This window comes from Streptomyces sp. NBC_00820 (assembly GCF_036347055.1).
GTDB lineage: Bacteria > Actinomycetota > Actinomycetes > Streptomycetales > Streptomycetaceae > Streptomyces.
The window spans coordinates 6,104,580-6,125,189 of record NZ_CP108882.1; the positions used below are offsets into that span (position 1 = coordinate 6,104,580).

The following is a 20,610-nucleotide window of genomic DNA, read 5'->3' on the forward strand; positions in this document are numbered from 1 at the left end:
CCTCTCGGCTGTCGGTACCGAGTGGCAGGATCGAGACATGCCAGACGCGCTCGATGCCATCCCCTACGACGCCCTGCTCCTGCTCTCCTTCGGCGGACCCGAGGGCCCCGACGACGTGGTCCCGTTCCTGGAGAACGTCACGCGCGGGCGCGGCATCCCCAAGGAACGCCTCAAGGAAGTCGGGCAGCACTACTTCCTGTTCGGCGGGGTCAGCCCCATCAACGACCAGAACCGCGCCCTGCTGGACGCCCTCCGCAAGGACTTCGCCGACAGCGGCCTGGATCTGCCGGTCTACTGGGGCAACCGCAACTGGGCGCCGTACCTGACGGACACCCTGCGCGAGATGGCCGCCGACGGCCGCCGCCGCGTCCTGGTGCTCACCACCAGCGCCTACGCCTCCTACTCGGGCTGCCGCCAGTACCGCGAGAACCTCGCCGACGCGCTGGCCGTGCTCGAATCCGAGGGCCTGGAGCCGCCGGAGACCGACAAGCTGCGGCACTACTTCAACCACCCGGGCTTCGTCGAGCCCATGGTCGACGGAGTGCTGCGCTCGCTCGCCGATCTCCCCGAGGACGTCCGCGACGGCGCCCGCATCGCCTTCACCACCCACTCCATCCCGACCTCCGCGGCCGACACCTCCGGCCCCGTCGAGGCCCACGGCGAGGGCGGCGCCTACGTCGCGCAGCACCTGGAGGTGGCCCGGCTGATCGCCGACGCCGTCCGCGAGCGCACCGGCGTCGACCACCCCTGGCAGCTCGTCTACCAGTCCCGCTCCGGCGCCCCGCACATCCCGTGGCTGGAGCCCGACATCTGCGACCACCTGGAGGACCTGCACGGCGCCGGCGTCCCGGCCGTCGTCATGGCGCCCATCGGCTTCGTCTCCGACCACATGGAGGTCCTCTACGACCTCGACACGGAGGCCATGGCCAAGGCCGGGGAGCTGGGGCTGCCGGTGCGCCGCTCGGCCACCGTGGGTGCCGACCCCCGGTTCGCCGCGGCGATCCGCGAGCTGATCCTGGAGCGGGCCGCCGCGGAGCGCGGGCAGCGGGTCACGCCGTGCGCCCTGGGCGCGCTCGGCGCGAGCCACGACCTCTGCCCGGTCGGCTGCTGCCCGGCCCGCGCCCCGCACCCGGCCGCCGCGGGCGCGGACAGTCCGTGGGGGACCTCGTCCTGACCGTGTCGGCGACACGGGAACCGGTACGGCCGTCCGCCGCGCCGCTGCCGCTGCCGCAGCTGCCGCCGTCGCGCGCCGCCGCAACGAAGCGCCGCTCCGGCCGCCCCCGTGTCCCGCGGCCGCATCCACCGGACCTTGCCCAGGCCGGCGCCGGCGCCCCGTCGCCCTGCGCCGACCCGCTCTCCACAAGACACCCCCCCCTACGCGTGAGGAGACCCGTGACCGAGGCCCTGCACACGGAACTGCTCGAACTGGCCCAGGAGGCCGCCCGCAGCGCCGGCGAGCTGCTGCGGGACGGCCGGCCGGCCGACCTGGCGGTGGCCAGGACCAAGTCGAGCCCGATCGACGTCGTCACCGAGATGGACATCGCGGCCGAGAAGCTGATCACCGATCTGATCTCCGGCCGGCGCCCCGACGACGGCTTCCTCGGCGAGGAGGGCGCCGCCACCGAGGGCACCAGCGGCATCCGCTGGGTGATCGACCCGCTCGACGGCACCGTCAACTACCTGTACGGCCTGCCGACCTGGGCCGTGTCCATCGCGGCCGAGCAGGACGGGGAGACGGTCGCCGGGGTCGTCGCGGCGCCGATGCGCGGCGAGACGTACCACGCGGTACGCGGCCGGGGCGCCTGGGCCACCGGCGCGTGGGACGGGGAGCGCGCGCTGTCCTGCCGCCCCGCGCCCCCGCTGGACCAGACGCTCGTCTCCACGGGCTTCAACTACGTCGCCGAGGTCCGCGCCCACCAGGCCGAGGTGGCCGGCCGGCTCATCCCGTTGCTGCGCGACATCCGGCGCAGCGGATCGGCGGCCGTCGACCTCTGCGACGTGGCCTGCGGCCGGCTGGACGGGTACTACGAGCGGGGACTGAACGCGTGGGACTTCGCCGCGGGTGACCTCATCGCCCGGGAGGCGGGCGCCCTGACCGGTGGACGGCCCGGAGAGCGGCTCTCGCGGGAGCTGACCGTCGCGGGTACACCGGGGGTCTTCGAGCCCCTCCAGCGGCTGCTGGAGGACTTCGGGGCATGGCACGACGGAACGTTCCCGGCGGGTTGACGCGCAACCGCCTCGCGCGGGTGTAGAACAGCACTCGCGGAGAACACGACGGGACCCCCGGCGCTGGATTCGCCGAGGGTCCCGCCGCTGCGCTTCGCGCTGATCAGACGCGTGACGCGCCGACCTCCACACCGTGTTCGGCGGCGAGGCGTTTCAGGTCGTCGAGCTCGGCCTGCTCCACCTCGACGAGGAAGTCGTCGCCCTCGTCACGAGCCCGCGACAGGTCGGACTCGGTCGCCCTTATGCGCTGCAGAAGTCCTGCGGTGAATGCGTCCATGCTGCGCCCCCTCGTCCAGGGTCGTGGGTCGGTGGCACGGGGGTGTGCCGGTTTGGAGAAGAGGCGATCACGGCTCTCGCGGGTGCCCAGCGCTGCCCTGCCGGGCGGCCACGGTGCCGGACACCCACGCCCGCTCTGCGGAAAGCGGACCGCGGAGTACCGCATGGTGCTGCGGCACATGCAGAGCGTGATCGCGGGGTGTAAAGCCGTCCTCCCCCCGCTCCCCTCCGGGGAAACCTCGGCGGAGGAGAAAATCTCGTCATTCCGCCCCGCCACAGTCGTCCCTGCGGCCCGGGCTCCCGCCTTACAGCCGACTTATGGCCGAAAAGGGCAGGATGGACGCCACACTCCCACGGACACTCCCTTCCGCAGGCGCCGCGGCGCGCTACGCGGGTGGACAGAGGAAGGACAAGCGACGTGCGCGTACTCGTCGTCGAGGACGAGCAACTGCTCGCCGATGCGGTGGCCACCGGACTGCGCCGGGAGGCCATGGCCGTCGACGTCGTGTACGACGGTGCGGCCGCCCTGGAGCGCATCGGCGTCAACGACTACGACGTGGTCGTCCTCGACCGTGACCTCCCGCGCGTGCACGGCGACGACGTCTGCCGCAGGATCGTGGAGCTGGGCATGCCCACGCGCGTGCTCATGCTCACCGCGTCGGGCGACGTCAGCGACCGCGTCGAGGGACTGGAGATCGGTGCCGACGACTACCTCCCGAAGCCGTTCGCCTTCAGCGAGCTGATCGCACGCGTGCGCGCCCTCGGACGCCGTACGAGCGTGCCGCTGCCGCCCGTGCTGGAGCGTGCCGGGATCAAGCTCGACCCCAACCGGCGCGAGGTCTTCCGCGACGGCAAGGAGATCCAGCTCGCGCCCAAGGAGTTCGCGGTCCTGGAGGTGCTGATGCGCAGCGAGGGCGCGGTCGTCTCGGCCGAACAGCTGCTGGAGAAGGCCTGGGACGAGAACACCGACCCGTTCACCAACGTGGTGCGGGTGACCGTCATGACCCTGCGCCGCAAGCTGGGCGAGCCACCCGTCATCGTCACGGTGCCCGGCTCCGGCTACCGGATCTGATCCGCCATGGCCGCGACGCCCGCCACGCCCCAGGCGCCCCCGAAACCCACCTGGGACCCCCGACGCCCGCAGCCGCCCTTCCCGTGGCTGCGCCCGACCATCCGGATACGGCTCACGCTGCTGTACGGCGGCATGTTCCTGATCGCCGGCATCCTGCTGCTGTCGATCATCTATCTGCTGGCCGCACAGGCGATCAACACGGGCAACCAGCCGCTGTTCAAGATCGTCGGCTTCCAGAGCCTGAACGTCGCCAGCGCCAACTGCCACGCGATCACCAACGGCCTGTCGCTGCAGGCCTTCAACGCCGCGGTCAGCGAGTGCATGGACCACCAGCGCCAGGCGGCCCTGGACAACCTGCTCAGCCGCTCGCTGCTGGCCCTGCTGGGCCTCGCGGTGATCGCCTTCGCGTTCGGTTACGCGATGGCGGGCCGGGTGCTGTCCCCGCTCGGCCGGATCACCCGCACCGCCCGCCAGGTGGCCGGATCCGACCTGTCCCGCCGGATCGAGCTGGACGGCCCGGACGACGAGCTGAAGGAGCTGGCGGACACCTTCGACGACATGCTGGAGCGCCTGCAAAGGGCCTTCACCGCCCAGCAGCGCTTCGTCGGCAACGCCTCCCACGAGCTGCGCACCCCGCTGGCGATCAACCGCACGCTCCTGGAGGTGCACCTGTCGGACCCGGACGCGCCGGTGGAGCTGCAGCAGCTCGGCAAGACCCTCCTGGCCACCAACGAGCGCAGCGAACAGCTGGTCGAGGGGTTGCTGCTGCTCGCCCGCAGCGACAACCAGATCATCGAGCGCGGGCCCGTCGATCTGGCCGAGGTGGCCTCCCAGGCCGTCGACCAGGTGCACGCCGAGGCGGAGGCCAAGGGCGTGGAGATCCGCGGCGAGCGCAAGCCCGCCGTGGTGCAGGGCAACGGCGTGCTGCTGGAGCGGATCGCGCTGAACCTGGTCCAGAACGCGGTGCGCTACAACGTGGCCGAAGGAGGATGGGTGGAGGTCGCCACCGACGTCGAGCACGGGCAGGCAGTGCTGACCGTGTCGAACACCGGGCCGGTGGTGCCGGCGTACGAGATCGACAACCTCTTCGAGCCCTTCAGGCGGCTCCGTACGGAGCGAACGGGCAGCGACAAGGGGGTCGGCCTCGGTCTGTCCATCGTGCGTTCCGTGGCCCGCGCACACGGCGGCCACATCGCGGCACGGCCCCGGGAGGGCGGAGGACTGGTGATGCGTGTCACCCTTCCGTTGTGACCGTAATTCGGCACTCGCGGAACATGTTCGCTTTGCGCGGAATTTTCAGACCGCCGAGCGGGGTTGTTCCTGTGTGATCGATCACATGGACGGATTTCCGGCCATCTACTCTCCGTGATCATGACACCAGGTGGAAAGCCGGTAAAATCCGGGTTTTCGGGACTCTTGATCACGGGAAGTACACGGTGAGGCGCCTTTGAGGTGCGGCATTCGAACCGTGTACGGTCCTCACCGCCATCCAACCCGATCACTCTTGAGAGATCGGATTGGGTGTCGATTGAGTAACAGACCTTGATGTGAGGCAAAATCTCCGCCTCAGGTCGGGCACAAGTCCGGCCTCTCACGCGTTACGTGCGCTGGAGACACCGCAGACACCCAGAGGGGGAGAGCGATATGGCAACCGATTACGACACTCCACGCAAGACCGACGATGACGTCGACTCGGACAGCCTCGAAGAGCTGAAGGCCCGTAGGAACGACAAGTCCACCTCATCGGTGGACGTCGACGAGTTCGAGGCCGCAGAGGGCCTGGAACTTCCTGGAGCCGACCTCTCGAACGAGGAACTGGCCGTCCGAGTGCTGCCGAAGCAGCAGGACGAGTTCACCTGCATGAGCTGCTTCCTGGTTCACCACCGCAGCCAGCTGGCCCGAGAGAAGAACGGCCAGCCGATCTGCCGCGACTGCGACTGAGGAGGGGTCGGCCGTGACTGGCTCGACCCCCCCGCGGAAGCGCCGCTTCCCCTTCGGGGGAGCGGACCAAGGGCCGCCGTCCGACGGCCCGCATGGTGCGCGTGACGACGAGCGGGGCTCTCCCGGAACGGGAGCCTCGCTCGAACCGGCGGCCGGCCGGCCCGACCAGCCGACGCCGGCACGCGAGCCCGCCACCAGGCGGGCCGCGGTGAGGCACGAGGCCGTGGTGATCCGGGACAAGGCCCGGCAACTGGCCCGGGAAGGTGCCCGCAGGGCCGGCAGTCGCGCCCGCGCGGGGCTCGGCCACCTCGCGGACCGGATCATCGAGATCGCCCCGCGTGTCCCCGTACGTGACCTCGCTACCCTGCGCAGGCAGTTCCCGGGTCTCGGACCCGAGCAGCTCGCCGACAAACTGGTGGCGGGCGCGGCGGCAGGGACCTCGACGGTCGGAGCCGGGATCGGGGCGGCCGCGATGCTGCCCGTGCCGCCCGCCATGCCGACCGAGCTGGCCGCGGAGATCACCGGGGTCGCCGCGATCGAGCTGAAGCTCATCGCCGAACTTCACGAGGTGTACGGCGTACGGCCGCCGGGGAACCTCGCCGCCCGCAGTGCCGCGTATCTGTCCTCCTGGTCGGGGGAGCGCGGAATCGACGTGATGAAGCCGTCGACGATCGACATGGCCCTCGGGGGCCGGATGAAACGCGAACTTCGTCAGCAGATCATGAAGCGGCTGGTCCGGGATCTGCCCAACCTCATCCCGTTCATGGTCGGCGCCGCCGTCGGAGCGGTCATGAACCGCCGCGACACCAAGAGACTCGCCGCCCTGGTCCGCAAGGACCTGCGGAAGATCCAGGTTCCCTGGGACGAGCTGCCGGAGCAGCCCCCGCTGGAGGAGCCGGAGGATCCACTGAAGCTGGGCTGACCTCCCGGCGAACCACAGGACTGACGAACTCCAGCTCCCACCAGGGAACGCAGGGCCGGTGAAGGGCCCCACAGGACTCATGAGGGGCCGCTGGGCCGGCATGGGCCCGCGGGGACCGGCGAGGGCCCGCAGGGCCTGAGCGGACACGCAGGACCGGCGCGCGACCCCACAGGGCGGGGACGGACCCACAGGACGGGAGCGGATCTGCGGGACGGGAGCGGCCTCACGACGGGAGCGGTCCCACGGGACGGGGACCCACAGCGCAGGAACGGACCCACGGGACCGGCGAAGGTCCCCGGTCTACCGGCGGGCCGGGAGGCTCCGAGGCTCCTACGCCTTCTGCTCCCGGGCCTCCGCGATCGCCGCGGCCAGCCGCTCCGGCTCGCGGGTCGACAGGTACAGGTACGGCGTCGGGTCCTCCGGGTCGGTCACCTCGACCCGGAGCGCGGTCGGGATGTACGCGCGCAGCAGCAGGAAGGCGCGGGTGTCGGCCTTGTAGGTGCGCCAGGCACGGGCCTCCTCCGCGTCCATCACCTCGGACGAGCCCAGCGCCGTGACCGGGATCTTCGCCTCGCCCGCGATCAGCGAGCCGCCCACCACGCGGATGCGCTGGGAGCCGTACGAGCTGGCCACCACCGCGGCCGCCGCCGTACCGCCGACCAGGCCGCCGAGCAGCGGCAGCGTGCCGAACGGGAGCAGGACGAGGGCGAACGCGACGCCCACGAGGAAGCTGATGGCCCACCACGAGCGGGGGGCGGTGAGGCGTTCTTCGTAAGGGGTGGCGGAGAGCTGCATGAAGCCAAGCTTGGCACGGAGGCCGCATGTCCCCGGAGTCGGGGCGGGCCGGTGCGTGGCCCTGCCCGGCAGGGCGGTGGCGGGTGACGGACGGACGGGTAAGGTCTGCGCCTGTGAGTGGTAGTTCCGCGGCTCTTCAGCCCCCCGCCGACGCGGTGAAACCCGTACGGCATCCCGACGCGCCCGCGCCCGGCGAACTTCTCGGCGCCCACTACGAACACTGTTTCGGATGTGGTCCCGGCCAGCCGCACGGACTGCATCTGGAGGCGCGCGCCGGCGAGGGTGTCTCGCTGACCGCCGAGTTCACCGTCCAGGCCGCCCACCAGGGCGCCCCCGGTCTCGCGCACGGTGGCGTGCTGGCCACCGCCCTGGACGAGACCCTCGGCTCGCTGAACTGGCTGCTGCGGACCATCGCCGTCACCGGCCGGCTGGAGACCGACTACGTGCGGCCGGTCCCCGTCGGTACCACGCTGTATCTGGAGGCCGAGGTCACCGCCGTCGCCGGGCGGAAGATCTACTCGACCGCCACCGGGCGCATCGGCGGCCCCGAGGGACCCGTTGCCGTCCGTGCCGACGCCCTCTTCGTCGAGGTCAAGGTCGACCACTTCGTCGACCACGGCCGCGAGGAGGAGATCAAGGCCGCCATGAGCGACCCGGACCAGATCCGGCGAACCCGCGCTTTCGAGGTGAACCCGTGACCACCGACCACCCCATCGGCCCCGCCCTCCGCGATCCCCTGAACGTGCGGATCCGCCGCGTGGATCCGGAGGTACCGCTTCCGGCGTACGAGCACCCCGGGGACGCCGGCGCCGATCTGCGTACCACCGAGGCGTGCGAGCTGGCGCCCGGCGAGCGGGCCGTACTGCCGACGGGCGTGGCGATCGCCCTCCCCGAGGGGTACGCGGCCTTCGTGCATCCGCGCTCCGGCCTTGCCGCACGCTGCGGTGTTGCCCTGGTGAATGCCCCAGGGACGGTTGATGCCGGGTACCGTGGGGAGATCAAGGTGATCGTGGTGAATCTCGACCCGCGCGAGTCCGTGCGGTTCGAGCGCTTCGACCGGATTGCCCAACTGGTCGTCCAGCAGGTCGAGAGGGTCCGCTTCCAGGAGGTCGCGGAACTTCCCGGCTCTGCCCGGGCCGAGGGGGGCTTCGGGTCCACCGGTGGCCATGCCGCGGTGGGCGATGTGAGCGGCACAAGCGGTCAGGCCGCCTCAGGCGGTCGGACGGGTGGGAATCGATACGCTTCGGTCGTATCCGACCGGGAAGGACAGTGACGTGTTCGGACGTCGCAACAAGAAGGGTGCCGCCGAGGGCGCGGCCGGCGAGGCCGAGCAGGTCGTCGACAGCGTCGACACCGAGGCGGACGTGGAAGAGGTCGAGCGCGAGCGCGTCCGGCTGGAGCCCGGACCCCGGCCCGAGGGGCCGTGGGACAGCACCGAGGTGAACGAGCCGGCCGAGGGCCGCGTGGACCTGGGTGGCCTGTTCGTACCGGGTGTCGACGGCATGGAACTGCGGGTCGAGGTCGCCGGTGACGCGATCGTCGCCGCGACCGTCGTACTGCGCGACAGCGCCATTCAGCTGCAGGCCTTCGCCGCACCCAAGCGCGAGGGCATCTGGGGTGAGGTCCGCGACGAGATCGGCGGCGGGATCACCCAGCAGGGCGGCATCGTCGACGAGGTCGAGGGCCCGCTGGGCTGGGAGCTGCGCGCCCAGGTGCCGGTGCAGCTGCCCGACGGCACCGGCGGCTTCCAGGTCGTCCGGTTCGTCGGCGTGGACGGCCCGCGCTGGTTCCTGCGCGGCGTGATCTCCGGCCAGGGTGCCGTGCAGCCGCAGGCGGCCGGCCTGCTGGAGCAGATCTTCCGGGACACGGTCGTGGTCCGCGGCGAGGGCCCGATGGCGCCCCGCGACCCGATCGTCCTCAAGCTGCCGAACGACGCCCAGATGGTCCCCGAGGGTGTCCAACAGCAGCAGCAGGAAGAGGAGGGCTCCCGCTTCTCCGGCGGCATGGGTCAGCTCCAGCGCGGACCGGAGATCACCGAGGTCCGCTAGGACCGGAGATCGCCGAGCTCTCGCTGGGCGCCACACCGAGCAGTGTGAAGGGCCGTACCCCCGTGGCGGGGTACGGCCCTTCCGCATGTCCCCGTGGCGGCGGTGGTGGGGTACGGCCCTTCCGTATGCCCAACGGGCGGGGCGCGCTCCTTCCGCATGCTCCCGTGGCCGTGGCCGGTCCTTCCACATGCGTGACCCCTTGACGGGTGAATGGTCTGTACCTACCGTCTCCGGCCAACGCCTATGTTCACAAAGGCGCTCCAAGTTCACATACATGAACGGAGTCGCGATGCGCCGTACCCCACTGCTCGCAGTCGTGGCCGCCCTGCTCCTGGGCGCCTTCACCGCCCCCGCCGCCCACTCGGCCCCCGCCGCCTTCGTCCACCCCGGAGTCACCGTCTCCCGGGGCCAGCTGGACTTCGCCCGCGACAAGGTCCTGGCCGGCGCCCAGCCCTGGAAGGGCGCGTACGACCAGATGATGGCGAGCCCGTACGCCGACCTGAACCGCACGCCCAAGCCCCGTGCCACCGTCGAGTGCGGCTCGTACTCCAACCCGAACTACGGCTGCACCGACGAGCGCGAGGACGCCATCGCGGCCTACACGGACGCCCTCGCCTGGTACGTCACCGGGGACGCGCGCTACGCCCAGAAGTCCATCCAGATCATGGACGCCTGGTCGGGGACCATCACCAGCCACACCAACAGCAACGCGCCCCTCCAGACCGGCTGGGCCGGCTCCTCCTGGCCGAAGGCCGCCGAGATCATCAAGTACACGTACACCGGGAGCTGGGCCAACTCCGGCCGCTTCGCGACCATGCTCCGCAACGTCTACCTCCCCGTCGTCATCAAGGGCTCCAACTCCAACGGCAACTGGGAACTGTCGATGACGGAGGCCGCCGTCGGCATCTCCGTCTTCCTGGAGGACAAGGCGTCGTACGACTCCGCCATGGCCAGGTTCCGCACCCGCACGGCCGCCTACGTCTACCTCGACACCGACGGCGACCTGCCGAAGACCGTGCCCAGCCAGAACCTGAACACCCGCGACAAGGTCGTCTCCTACTGGCAGGGCCAGTCCACCTTCGTCACCGGGCTCACCCAGGAGACCTGCCGCGACCTCACCCACACCGGGTACGGCATCTCCGCGATCTCCCACATCGCCGAGACCAGCCGGATCCAGGGCCAGGACCTGTACGGCACCGACGTCGGCAAGCGGCTGCGGCAGGCGCTCGGCTTCCAGTCCAAGTACCAGCTCGGCACGGCCGTCCCCAGCTGGCTGTGCGGCGGCTCCCTCAACCTCGGACTCGGCCCGGTCACCGAGGTCGGCTACAACGCCCTCCACAACCGCCTCGGCATCGCCATGACCAACACCCAGAACCTGACCCAGAACAACCGCCCGGCGGGCAGCAACAACCTCTTCGTCGCCTGGGAGACCCTCACCCACGGCGACAACCCGAACTGAACCGTCTCCCTGCGGCGGAACCGTTGAACGGCCGGGCGCCCGCGGCCATACTGGCGCCCGGCCCGCGGGTCACGCGGGCGGCACGGGGGACACGGGGGACAGGGGGAGGCGGCATGAGCAGCCAGGTGGTCACCGAGACCATGGTGCGCGTCGAGGACGTCCACAAGTCGTACGGCCGGGGAGCCGCCGCCGTCCACGCCCTGCGCGGGGTCTCCTTCGAGGTCCCGCGCGGTGAGCTCGTCGCCCTCAAGGGGCGCTCCGGCTCGGGCAAGACCACCCTGCTGAACATCGTCGGCGGACTCGACACCCCCGACCGGGGGCGCGTCGAGGTCGAGGGACACGACCTCGCGGAACTGGGCGAGGACGGGCTGCTGCGGCTGCGCCGGGACCGGATCGGGTTCGTCTTCCAGTCCTTCGGGCTCATCCCGATCCTCACCGCCGCGGAGAACGTCGGCGTACCCCTGCGGCTGCGCCGGGCCGACCCGCGCGAGCGCGAGGAGCGCGTCGAACTGCTGCTGTCCCTCGTCGGGCTCGCCGACCACGCGGCCCAGCGGCCCGGCGAGCTGTCCGGCGGCCAGCGGCAAAGGGTCGCCATCGCCCGCGCCCTCGCCAACCGGCCGGCCCTGCTCGTCGCCGACGAACCGACCGGCCAGCTGGACGCCGAGACCGGGCACGCCGTCATGGAACTGCTGCGCGCCGTCGTGCGCAGCGAGCGGGCCACGGCCCTGGTCGCCACCCACGACGCGGCCCTGCTCGACCTCGCCGACCGGGTGCTGGAACTGCGCGACGGCGAGATCGTCGAGCACTGAGCGACGCAACCCTGACGGGCGCGGCCGCGCCCGTCAGGGTTGCGTCAAAGACCTCCCCGGACCGGCCCCTGGTCCGCTTTGTCCGCATCGTTGGCCGTAAGGTCGGCGCTGCGTACGCGGGAGTCACAGGAAGACAATGGGGCCATGGCACGGGGCAAGCTTCGGATCTACCTCGGCGCGGCACCGGGTGTGGGCAAGACGTACGCGATGCTGGCCGAGGCGCACCGCCGCGTCGAGCGGGGCACCGACTGCGTGGTGGGCTTCGTGGAGCACCACGACCGGCCGCGCACCGAGGTGATGCTGCACGGCCTGGAGCAGGTGCCCCGCCGGAAACTGGAGTACCGCGACGCCACCTTCGGCGAGATGGACATCGACGCGGTGCTGGCGCGCCACCCCCAGATCGTCCTGGTGGACGAGCTGGCCCACACCAACATCCCCGGCTCCCGCAACGCCAAGCGCTGGCAGGACGTCGAGGAACTCCTCGCGGCCGGCGTCGACGTGGTCTCGACCGTCAACATCCAGCACCTCGAGTCGCTGGGGGACGTGGTGGAGTCGATCACCGGGGTGCGGCAGCGCGAGACGGTACCGGACGAGGTCGTACGGCGTGCGGACCAGATCGAGCTGGTCGACATGTCCCCGCAGGCCCTGCGCCGCCGCATGGCGCACGGCAACATCTACCAGCCGGACAAGGTCGACGCCGCCCTGTCCAACTACTTCCGGCCCGGCAACCTCACCGCCCTGCGCGAACTGGCGCTGCTGTGGGTGGCCGACCGGGTCGACGAGTACCTGAACGCGTACCGCAGCGAGCACAAGGTCTCCCGGATCTGGGGCTCGCGGGAGCGGATCGTCGTCGGCCTGACCGGCGGCCCCGAGGGGCGCACCCTCATCCGCCGGGCCGCCCGGCTCGCCGAGAAGGGCGCCGGCGGCGAGGTGCTCGCCGTGTACATAGCCCGCAGCGACGGCCTGACCGCGGCCTCCCCGAAGGAGCTGGCCGTACAGCGCACGCTGGTGGAGGACCTGGGCGGCACCTTCCACCACGTCGTCGGCGACGACATACCGGCCGCCCTGCTCGACTTCGCCCGCGGGGTGAACGCCACCCAGATCGTGCTGGGCTCCTCGCGCCGCAAGGCCTGGCAGTACGTCTTCGGGCCCGGCGTCGGCGCCACGGTCGCCCGCGAGTCCGGCTCCGACCTCGACGTCCACATCGTCACGCACGAAGAGGTCGCCAAGGGCCGCGGACTGCCCGTGGCGCGGGGCGCGCGGCTCGGCCGCGCCCGCATCGTCTGGGGCTGGCTGGTCGGCCTGGCCGGCCCGGCCGTCCTCGCGGTGCTGCTGAACTCCGTCGACCTCGGCCTCGCCAACGACATGCTGCTGTTCCTGGCCGTCACGGTCGCCGCGGCCCTGCTCGGCGGCCTGCTGCCCGCCCTCGCCTCGGCGGCCCTCGGCTCGCTGCTGCTGAACTACTTCTACACGCCGCCCCTGCACCGGCTGACCATCGCCGACCCGAAGAACATCGTCGCCATCGCGATCTTCTTCGGGGTCGCCGTGTCCGTGGCCTCCGTAGTCGACCTCGCCGCCCGCCGCACCCACCAGGCGGCCCGGCTGCGCGCCGAGTCGGAGATCCTCTCCTTCCTCGCCGGCAACGTCCTGCGGGGCGAGACGAGCCTGGAGGAGCTGCTGGAGCGGGTCCGGGAGACCTTCGCCATGGAGTCGGCCGCCCTGCTCGAACGGGCGAGCGACGTCGCCCCCTGGACCTGCGCCGGCCGCGCCGGATTCGGGCCGCCCCTGCAACGGCCCGAGGACGCCGACGTCGACGTACCCGTCGGCGACCACATGGCGCTCGCGCTGACCGGCCGGGTACTGCCCGCCGAGGACCGCAGGGTGCTGGCCGCGTTCGCCGCGCAGGCCGCCGTCGTCCTGGACCGCCGGCGCCTGCTGGAGGAGGCCGACCAGGCCCGCACGCTCGCCGAGGGCAACCGCATCCGCACCGCCCTCCTGGCCGCCGTCAGCCACGACCTGCGCACCCCGCTCGCCGGCATCAAGGCGGCCGTCACCTCGCTGCGCTCCGACGACGTGGCCTGGTCCGAGGAGGACCGGGCGGAGCTGCTGGAGGGCATCGAGGAGGGCGCCGACCGGCTCGACCACCTCGTGGGCAACCTGCTGGACATGTCCCGGCTGCAGACCGGCACCGTCACCCCCCTGATCCGAGAGATCGACGTGGACGAGGTGGTCCCGATGGCGCTGGTCGGCGTCCCCGAGGACAGTGTCGACCTGGACGTCCCCGAGACGCTGCCCATGGTCGCCGTGGACCCCGGGCTGCTGGAGCGCTCGGTGGCCAACCTGGTGGAGAACGCCGTCAAGTACAGTCCGCCCGGCCGGCGCGTCCTGGTCTCCGCGAGCGTCCTGGTGGACCGGGTCGAGGTGCGTGTCGTCGACCGCGGGCCCGGGGTGCCGGACGAGGCCAAGGACCGCATCTTCGAACCCTTCCAGCGCTACGGCGACGCCCCGCGCGGCGCCGGGGTCGGGCTCGGCCTCGCCGTCGCCCGCGGCTTCGCCGAGGCCATGGGCGGCACCCTGAACGCCGAGGACACGCCCGGCGGCGGGCTCACGATGGTGCTGAGCCTCCGCGCGGCGGGACCGCGTCCCGAGCTCCTCCCCGCGGGGGAGGACACCGCAGAACCAGAAAGGCAGGCCCTATGACCCGGGTGCTCGTGGTCGACGACGAGCCGCAGATCGTGCGCGCCCTCGTGATCAACCTCAAGGCGCGCAAGTACGAGGTCGACGCGGCCCCCGACGGCAGGACCGCCCTCGAACTCGCCGCCTCCCGTCACCCCGACGTGGTCGTCCTCGACCTGGGACTGCCGGACATGGACGGCGTCGAGGTGATCAGGGGCCTGCGCGGCTGGACCCGCGTCCCGATCCTGGTGCTGTCCGCCCGGCACTCCTCCGACGAGAAGGTCGAGGCGCTGGACGCGGGCGCCGACGACTACGTCACCAAGCCCTTCGGTATGGACGAACTGCTGGCCCGCCTGCGGGCCGCAGTGCGCCGGGCCGAGCCCGTCGGGGCGGGCGAGGACGATGTGACCAGCGTGGCGACCGAGGGCTTCACCGTCGACCTCACCGCGAAGAAGGTCAACCGGGCCGGCAAGGACGTCCGGCTCACCCCGACCGAGTGGCACCTGCTGGAGGTGCTGGTCCGCAACACCGGACGCCTGGTCAGCCAGAGACAGCTGCTGCAGGAGGTGTGGGGGCCGTCGTACGGCACGGAGACCAACTACCTGCGCGTGTACATGGCCCAGCTGCGGCGCAAGCTGGAGAGCGACCCGTCGCACCCGAGACACTTCATCACCGAGCCGGGGATGGGGTACCGGTTCGAGAAGTGAGCGACGGGTGCGGAGCCTTTCCGGCGCCGGGAAGGTAAGCGAAGGGCGGGGTGGGGCGGGGTGGGACGGCCGGCGCCGGAAGGCTCGATACGGGGTACCGCGAAGCGCGGTACGGGGTGCCGACAAGCGCGCAGCGGGTGGCCGTCCGACGTGACGTGCGGGGGAGGAACCGTGAGAAACCGCTGGACAGGGCGGGTGTGTACCGCTGCGGGTACGGCCCCGTCGGTGCCTCCCGGTACGCTTCAGATATGAGCGCTGTTCCTCGTTCCGAAAAGCCGGCCGGCCGGTTCCGGCGCATGCTCGACCGGCTGTCCACCTCGCAGGAGGACCTGGAGTCCGAGGAGCTGCGGGAGGACGCCGAGACCGCGGGCTGTACCCGTATCGGTGACTGCCATGACCGGCAGATCGTCACCGTAACTGGTACCTTGCGCACGGTCACCCTGCGCCCGCGTGCCGGAGTTCCGGCCCTGGAGGCCGAGCTGTTCGACGGCTCCGCCGCGCTGGACGTGGTGTGGCTGGGCAGGCGTTCCATCGTGGGCATAGAACCGGGACGCAAGCTGATCGCATCGGGCCGGATCTCGATGAGCCGCGGCCGCCGGGTGCTGTTCAACCCGAAATACGAACTGCGACCCCTTGGACGGGAGTAGCCGGTGACGTCCCTCGACAAGCCGACCGAAGACACCGGACAGACCGAGCCGGAGGAGACCCGCGACGCGCGTGCGGTGACCGAGGCCGCGCTGTTCGAGGCGTTCGGCGGGGTCCGCGGCATGGTCGAGACGGTGCTGCCCGGTCTCCTCTTCGTCACGATCTTCACCATCAACAAGGACCTGCACATCGCGGCGATCGCCGCCCTGGCGGTGTCCCTGCTGCTGGTCGTGGTCCGACTGGTGCGCAAGGACACCATGAAGCACGCCTTCAGCGGCGTCTTCGGGGTGGCCTTCGGCGTCGTGTTCGCCATGTTCACGGGCAACGCCAAGGACTTCTACCTGCCCGGCATGCTCTACACGCTGGGCCTGGCGCTCGCCTACATCGTCACGACCCTCGCGGGCGTGCCCCTGATCGGACTCATCCTCGGTCCGGTCTTCAAGGAGAACCTCTCCTGGCGCACCCGTAACCCCGGCCGCAAGAAGGCCTACGCCAAGGCCAGTTGGGCCTGGGGCCTGATCCTGCTCGCCAAGTGCGCCATCCTCTTCCCGCTGTACTGGTGGGCCGACACGGCCCAGCTCGGCTGGGTACTGGTCATCCTGAAGATCCCCCCGTTCCTCCTCGCCGTCTGGCTGACCTGGGTCTTCCTGGCGAAGGCACCCGCGCCGATCGACGTGTTCGCGGAGATGGAGGCCGCCGAGAAGGCGGAGAAGGCCGAGAAGGCCGAGAGGGAGCGCAAGGCCGCGGCGGCCGCCGAGAGCGGCGAGCCGACGGCCGGCCGGCACCGCCGGGGAGCGTAGACAGCGGTACGACGAGAAGGGCGCCCTTGGCAGCAAGGGCGCCCTTCTCGTCGTACCGGCCGCGCGGGCTCAGACTTCTTCGCGCCGCACCGACAGCAGGTCCTCCAGCTGCTCCTCACGGGCCTGGGCGGCCACGAACAGCAGCTCGTCGCCCGCCTCCAGGGAGTCCTCCTTGGAGGGGGTCAGGACCCGGGTGCCGCGGATGATGGTGACCAGGGAGGTGTCCTCCGGCCACTCCACGTCGCCGACCTGGGTGCCGGCCAGGGCCGACTCCTCCGGGAGGGTCAGCTCGACGAGGTTGGCGTCGCCGTGGCTGAAGCGCAGCAGCCGGACCAGGTCGCCGACGCTCACCGCCTCCTCGACCAGGGCGGACATCAGACGCGGGGTGGAGACGGCGACGTCCACGCCCCAGGCCTCGTTGAACAGCCACTCGTTCTTGGGGTTGTTGACGCGGGCGACGACGCGCGGGACGCCGTACTCCGTCTTGGCGAGCAGCGAGACGACCAGGTTGACCTTGTCGTCGCCGGTCGCGGCGATGGCGACGTTGCAGCGCTGGAGCGCCGCCTCGTCCAGGGAGGTGATCTCGCAGGCGTCGGCCAGCAGCCACTCCGCCTGGGGCACCCGCTCCACCGAGATGGCGGTGGGGGCCTTGTCGATCAGCAGGACCTCGTGGCCGTTCTCCAGCAGTTCGGCCGCGATCGAGCGGCCGACGGCGCCGGCTCCGGCAATGGCGACCCTCATCAGTGACCGCTCTCCTCTTCGGGGCCCCCGGCGAACGCCGCCTCGACCTTCTCGACGTCGTCCGCGCGCATCATCACATGCACCAGGTCGCCCTCCTGCAGCACCGTCTGCGAGGTGGGCAGCACGGCCTCGCCCAGGCGGGTCAGGAACGCCACGCGGACGCCCGTCTCCTCCTGCAGCTTGCTGATCTTGTGGCCGACCCACTTCGCGGAGGCGTGCACCTCCGCGAGCTGGACCCCACCGGTGGGATCGCGCCACAGCGGCTCGGAGCCCGAGGGCAGCAGACGGCGCAGCATCTGGTCGGCCGTCCAGCGGACCGTGGCCACCGTGGGGATGCCCAGACGCTGGTAGACCTCGGCGCGGCGGGGGTCGTAGATGCGGGCGGCCACGTTCTCCACGCCGAACATCTCGCGGGCCACGCGCGCGGAGATGATGTTGGAGTTGTCACCGCTGGAGACGGCGGCGAAGGCGCCGGCCTCCTCGATGCCCGCCTCGCGCAGGGTGTCCTGGTCGAAACCGACCCCGGTGACCCGGCGGCCGCCGAATCCCGGGCCCAGCCGACGGAAGGCGGTGGGGTCCTGGTCGATCACGGCGACCGTGTGACCCTGTTGCTCCAGGGTCTGGGCAAGAGCGGATCCCACTCTTCCGCAGCCCATGATGACGATGTGCACGACCGTCCTTCCGGTGTCCAAAAGTTACTGCTCAGCCTCAGGGTCTCAGACCGACGCCCAAAGCTACACACGGCGGCCCCGGGGTGAGCACCCCCGGGGCGTAGGTTTGCCGCGACGACGGGCGGGGGGACCGGCTCAGTGGCGCTCGGCGGGGTCTGTCGCGGGTCCTGGGCGGGGTCCGGCGCCGGCGCTTGGTGGGGTCCGGCGCCGGTCCTCAGCGGGGTCGCTGCCGGAGACGGGGGTCCGTCACCGGCGGTGACCCGTGACCGCCGCCCTCACCGGGGTCCGTCGCCGGCGCTCACCCGTGAGTGCCTTCGTCGAGTGATACTTCGCACGCCGTGCGCCGAGTGATGCTGCGCACGCTGCACAGGGTCAGGATTCCGAGGCCGACGAGGGCGACCGTGGCCCCGATCAGCTCTGCGGTCGCCGGCATGGGACCTCCGAAGTGCGAAGACAGGCGGGGTTTGCCATCTAGGCACGGAGGGCGCGCGGACCACGGAATCCGCAGTTCCGAGCGCCCCCGATTTCACTCGTGAGGCAGATCGGGGCCCTGAACACCCCCACTCGGCGAAGTCGAGAGTGGGGGAGGGTGGGCGGCTGCCTGTTCGAACCCTTACGATCCTCTGTCGTGTCCAAACTGACCGACGTGCCCAAACGGATCCTGATCGGGCGCGCACTGCGCAGTGACCGGCTGGGCGAAACGCTCCTGCCCAAGCGCATCGCACTCCCCGTCTTCGCCTCCGACCCGCTGTCCTCTGTCGCCTACGCGCCGGGGGAGGTCCTGCTGGTCCTGTCCATCGCGGGCGTGTCGGCCTACCACTTCAGCCCCTGGATCGCCGTCGCGGTCGTCGTGCTGATGTTCACGGTGGTCGCCTCCTACCGGCAGAACGTCCACGCCTACCCGAGCGGCGGCGGCGACTACGAGGTGGCCACCACCAACCTCGGCCCCAAGGCCGGCCTGACCGTCGCCAGCGCCCTGCTCGTCGACTACGTCCTGACCGTCGCCGTCTCCATCGCCTCCGGCATCGAGAACCTCGGCTCCGCGATCCCGTTCGTGGTCGAGCACAAGGTGCTCTGCGCGGTCGCCGTGATCGTCCTGCTGACCCTGATGAACCTGCGCGGCGTGAAGGAGTCCGGCTCGCTGTTCGCGATCCCGACCTACGTCTTCGTCGCCGGCGTCTTCATCATGATCGTGTGGGGCGCGTTCCGCGGCCTGGTCCTCGGCGACACCATGCGCGCGCCGACCGCCGACTTCCACATCAGGGCCGAACACCAGGGCCTCGCCGGCTTCGCGCTGGTCTTCCTGCTGCTGCGCTCCTTCTCCTCCGGCTGTGCCGCGCTCACCGGCGTGGAGGCCATCTCCAACGGCGTCCCGGCCTTCCGCAAGCCCAAGTCCAAGAACGCGGCGACCACGCTCGCGGCGATGGGCCTGCTGGCCGTGACCATGTTCTGCGGCATCATCGCGCTCGCCATGACGACGAAGGTCCGCATGGCCGAGAACCCGGCCACCGACCTGCTCCGCCACGGCGTCCCGATCGGCTCCGGCTATGTCCAGAACCCGGTGATCTCCCAGGTCGCCGAGGCGGTCTTCGGCAAGGGCAGCTTCCTGTTCGTCGTCCTCGCGGCGGCGACGGCGCTGGTCCTGTTCCTCGCGGCGAACACGGCGTACAACGGCTTCCCGCTGCTCGGCTCGATCCTCGCGCAGGACCGTTACCTGCCCCGCCAGCTGCACACCCGCGGCGACCGCCTGGCCTTCTCCAACGGCATCGTGCTCCTCTCGGGCACCGCGATGCTGCTGGTGGTCATCTACGGCGCCGATTCCACCCGCCTGATCCAGCTGTACATCGTCGGCGTGTTCGTGTCCTTCACGCTCAGCCAGACCGGCATGGTCAAACACTGGAACCGCCACCTGTCCACGGAGCGGGACCCGGCCAAGCGCCGCCACATGGTCCGCTCCCGCGCGATCAACGCCTTCGGCGCCTTCTTCACCGGCCTGGTGCTGGTCGTCGTCCTGGTCACCAAGTTCACGCACGGTGCATGGGTGGCCCTGCTGGGCATGTGCATCTTCTACGCGACGATGACCGCGATCCGGAAGCACTACGACCGCGTCGCCGAGGAGATCGCTGCCCCCGAGGGCCCCTCCGACGACAGCGTCCGCCCCTCCCGGGTCCACTCGGTCGTGCTCATCTCCAAGATCCACCGCCCGACGCTCCGCGCCCTGGCCTACGCCAAGCTGATGCGCTCGGACACCCTGGAGGCGCTCACCGTCAACGTCGACCCGGCCGAGACCAAGGTGCTGCGCGAGGAGTGGGAGCGGCGCGGCATCGACGTACCGCTGAAGGTCCTGGACTCGCCGTACCGCGAGATCACGCGGCCGATCATCGAGTACGTCAAGGGCCTGCGCAAGGAGTCCCCGCGTGACGCCGTCTCGGTGATCATCCCCGAGTACGTGGTCGGCCACTGGTACGAGCACCTGCTGCACAACCAGAGCGCCCTGCGCCTGAAGGGCCGCCTGCTGTTCACCCCCGGCGTCATGGTCACCTCCGTCCCCTACCAGCTCGCCTCCTCCGAAGCGGCCCGCAACCGGGCCCGCAGGCGGCAGGAGTGGAGCGCGCCGGGCGCCGTCCGGCGCGGTCCGGCGGCGGTACGGCCGAAGGCGTCCGCCGTCAAGGACTGAACCGGGCGGGAGAGGCCGTAGACTGGTGGGCTGTTGTCAGCACACCGGCTACGGCCTCCCGCGTTTTCCGCGGCCGTCCGTCCGCGGGCGGTCCGTCCGCAGCCCGTTCGTTCCACCGTCCCGCTCGCTTCTCCCGCTTCACTCC

General features: G+C 71.1%; 20 protein-coding genes. 16 read left to right on the plus strand and 4 right to left on the minus strand.

Going from position 1 to position 20,610, the window contains the following annotated elements; genetic code table 11:
- The first annotated feature begins 37 nt into the window (after positions 1-37).
- Positions 38-1,174, plus strand: coding sequence for a ferrochelatase (locus tag OIB37_RS27520; protein WP_330460292.1), 1,137 nt, complete (start codon positions 38-40; stop codon positions 1,172-1,174).
- A gap of 218 nt (positions 1,175-1,392) precedes the next feature.
- Complete coding sequence (locus OIB37_RS27525) at positions 1,393-2,226, plus strand: inositol monophosphatase family protein (protein WP_330460293.1); 834 nt, start codon at positions 1,393-1,395, stop codon at positions 2,224-2,226.
- Positions 2,227-2,329: 103 nt separating this feature from the next.
- On the opposite strand, the gene OIB37_RS27530 is transcribed toward OIB37_RS27525, so the two are convergent.
- On the minus strand, positions 2,330-2,503 hold the full coding sequence (locus tag OIB37_RS27530; RefSeq protein ID WP_330460294.1) for a hypothetical protein: 174 nt from the start codon (positions 2,501-2,503) through the stop codon (positions 2,330-2,332).
- 417 nt (positions 2,504-2,920) lie between these two features.
- On the opposite strand from OIB37_RS27530, the gene OIB37_RS27535 reads away from it, so the two are divergent.
- From OIB37_RS27535 to OIB37_RS27550, 4 genes are all read left to right on the plus strand, one after another.
- Entirely contained in the window at positions 2,921-3,574 is a 654-nt protein-coding gene (locus tag OIB37_RS27535) for a response regulator transcription factor (protein WP_330460295.1), read from the plus strand.
- A 6-nt stretch (positions 3,575-3,580) separates the two neighbouring features.
- Positions 3,581-4,825, plus strand: a complete 1,245-nt coding sequence (locus OIB37_RS27540) for a sensor histidine kinase (RefSeq protein ID WP_330460296.1) — start codon at positions 3,581-3,583, stop codon at positions 4,823-4,825.
- Between the two features lie 393 nt (positions 4,826-5,218).
- Positions 5,219-5,515, plus strand: coding sequence for a DUF4193 domain-containing protein (locus tag OIB37_RS27545; protein ID WP_003997302.1), 297 nt, complete (start codon positions 5,219-5,221; stop codon positions 5,513-5,515).
- Between the two features lie 13 nt (positions 5,516-5,528).
- The gene (locus OIB37_RS27550; RefSeq protein ID WP_330460297.1) at positions 5,529-6,437 is read left to right on the plus strand and encodes a hypothetical protein; all 909 of its coding nucleotides are present in this window, start codon (positions 5,529-5,531) and stop codon (positions 6,435-6,437) included.
- A 330-nt stretch (positions 6,438-6,767) separates the two neighbouring features.
- On the opposite strand, the gene OIB37_RS27555 is transcribed toward OIB37_RS27550, so the two are convergent.
- A complete protein-coding gene (locus OIB37_RS27555) occupies positions 6,768-7,232 on the minus strand; it encodes a DUF3093 domain-containing protein (protein ID WP_330460298.1) in 465 nt (154 codons plus the stop codon).
- A 113-nt stretch (positions 7,233-7,345) separates the two neighbouring features.
- On the opposite strand from OIB37_RS27555, the gene OIB37_RS27560 reads away from it, so the two are divergent.
- The 9 genes from OIB37_RS27560 to OIB37_RS27600 all read left to right on the plus strand — a co-directional run bounded on the left by OIB37_RS27560 (position 7,346) and on the right by OIB37_RS27600 (position 16,376).
- Positions 7,346-7,930, plus strand: coding sequence for a PaaI family thioesterase (locus tag OIB37_RS27560; protein ID WP_330460299.1), 585 nt, complete (start codon positions 7,346-7,348; stop codon positions 7,928-7,930).
- Entirely contained in the window at positions 7,927-8,505 is a 579-nt protein-coding gene (gene dut / locus OIB37_RS27565) for a dUTP diphosphatase (protein ID WP_443058212.1), read from the plus strand. Before OIB37_RS27560 ends, dut begins: the two co-directional genes overlap by 4 nt.
- Before the next feature lies 1 nt (position 8,506).
- Positions 8,507-9,280 (plus strand): DUF3710 domain-containing protein, encoded by a 774-nt coding sequence (locus OIB37_RS27570; protein ID WP_330460300.1) that lies wholly within the window; start codon positions 8,507-8,509, stop codon positions 9,278-9,280.
- 289 nt (positions 9,281-9,569) lie between these two features.
- Entirely contained in the window at positions 9,570-10,739 is a 1,170-nt protein-coding gene (locus tag OIB37_RS27575; RefSeq protein WP_330461987.1) for an alginate lyase family protein, read from the plus strand.
- Positions 10,740-10,852: 113 nt separating this feature from the next.
- Positions 10,853-11,548, plus strand: coding sequence for an ABC transporter ATP-binding protein (locus tag OIB37_RS27580; protein ID WP_330460301.1), 696 nt, complete (start codon positions 10,853-10,855; stop codon positions 11,546-11,548).
- Positions 11,549-11,692: 144 nt separating this feature from the next.
- Positions 11,693-14,248 carry a sensor histidine kinase gene (locus OIB37_RS27585; protein WP_330460302.1) on the plus strand — a complete coding sequence of 852 codons (2,556 nt, stop codon included), beginning with the start codon at positions 11,693-11,695 and terminating at the stop codon, positions 14,246-14,248.
- A complete protein-coding gene (locus tag OIB37_RS27590) occupies positions 14,245-14,931 on the plus strand; it encodes a response regulator (RefSeq protein ID WP_330460303.1) in 687 nt (228 codons plus the stop codon). Before OIB37_RS27585 ends, OIB37_RS27590 begins: the two co-directional genes overlap by 4 nt.
- Positions 14,932-15,179: 248 nt before the next feature.
- On the plus strand, positions 15,180-15,578 hold the full coding sequence (locus tag OIB37_RS27595) for an OB-fold nucleic acid binding domain-containing protein (protein WP_330460304.1): 399 nt from the start codon (positions 15,180-15,182) through the stop codon (positions 15,576-15,578).
- 3 nt (positions 15,579-15,581) lie between these two features.
- The gene (locus OIB37_RS27600; RefSeq protein WP_330460305.1) at positions 15,582-16,376 is read left to right on the plus strand and encodes a DUF3159 domain-containing protein; all 795 of its coding nucleotides are present in this window, start codon (positions 15,582-15,584) and stop codon (positions 16,374-16,376) included.
- Positions 16,377-16,445: 69 nt separating this feature from the next.
- Here the strand turns inward: OIB37_RS27600 and OIB37_RS27605 are convergent, their stop codons facing one another.
- Together OIB37_RS27605 and OIB37_RS27610 are read right to left on the minus strand one after the other, a co-directional pair.
- Positions 16,446-17,117 carry a potassium channel family protein gene (locus OIB37_RS27605; protein WP_330460306.1) on the minus strand — a complete coding sequence of 224 codons (672 nt, stop codon included), beginning with the start codon at positions 17,115-17,117 and terminating at the stop codon, positions 16,446-16,448.
- Positions 17,117-17,788, minus strand: coding sequence for a potassium channel family protein (locus OIB37_RS27610; protein ID WP_330460307.1), 672 nt, complete (start codon positions 17,786-17,788; stop codon positions 17,117-17,119). Before OIB37_RS27610 ends, OIB37_RS27605 begins: the two co-directional genes overlap by 1 nt.
- 628 nt (positions 17,789-18,416) lie before the next feature.
- On the opposite strand from OIB37_RS27610, the gene OIB37_RS27615 reads away from it, so the two are divergent.
- On the plus strand, positions 18,417-20,465 hold the full coding sequence (locus OIB37_RS27615) for an APC family permease (protein ID WP_330460308.1): 2,049 nt from the start codon (positions 18,417-18,419) through the stop codon (positions 20,463-20,465).
- Positions 20,466-20,610: the final 145 nt, after the last annotated feature.